This window comes from Paenibacillus sp. EKM206P (assembly GCF_011066155.1).
In the GTDB taxonomy this organism is placed as follows: Bacteria; Bacillota; Bacilli; order Paenibacillales; family Paenibacillaceae; genus Paenibacillus; species Paenibacillus polymyxa_D.
The window spans coordinates 1-860 of record NZ_JAAMNQ010000057.1; the positions used below are offsets into that span (position 1 = coordinate 1).

Genomic DNA, 860 nt, shown 5'->3' on the forward strand with positions numbered 1-860 from the left:
CTGACTTATAAGGAAGTAAACGAAAAGGCAAACCAACTGGCCAGAAAATTAAGAGAAAAGGGAATAAAACCTGATAGTGTAGTGGGAATTATGGTAGAACGTTCCCCGGAAATGATCATAGGGATCATGGCTGTCCTAAAAGCTGGGGGGGCTTATTTACCCATAGCTCCTGAATACCCTGAAGACAGGATCCAGTTTATGCTTGATGACAGTGGCAGCCAAATTATTCTGATACAGGATAAATTTATAAATGCTAAAGGTAGTTACAGAAATGCTGAATTTATTAGCATAGAAAATCAGGAACTATTTACTGGGGATGTATCAAATCCAAAGTTAATTAGTAAACCTGAAAACTTGGCTTATGTAATATATACATCCGGTTCTACCGGCAAACCCAAAGGGGTAATGATAGAGAACTACTCCGTAATCAACCGGATCAACTGGATGCAGAAGCAATACCCGATAGCTGAAGGTGATGTGATCCTGCAGAAAACTCCCTATACCTTTGACGTATCGGTATGGGAATTATTGTGGTGGAGCTTTACTGGGGCCAAAGTCTGCCTGCTGATACCGGGAGGAGAAAAAAATCCGGAAGAAATCGTGAAGGCAATCGAAAAAAATAAAGTTACCACAATGCACTTTGTACCATCCATGTTGAGTGTATTTTTAGAGTATGTAGAGGAAAAGGGGATAATAGAGGAAATAGCAAGCTTAAAGCAGGTATTTGCCAGTGGAGAAGCACTGAACCTGAAGCAAGTAGAAAAGTTCAACAAGCTGCTGTACAAAGAAAAAGGAACAAGCCTGCATAACCTGTACGGACCAACAGAAGCAACAGTAGATGTATCCTACTTTGGCTGCTC

The 860-nt window shown here is 40.8% G+C and carries 1 protein-coding gene; it reads left to right on the forward strand.

All coding sequences use genetic code 11. From position 1 onward, the window contains the following. Nucleotides 1-860, forward strand: an 860-nt coding sequence (locus tag G9G53_RS25625) for an AMP-binding protein (protein WP_165150876.1), incomplete at both ends; no start/stop codon positions are given.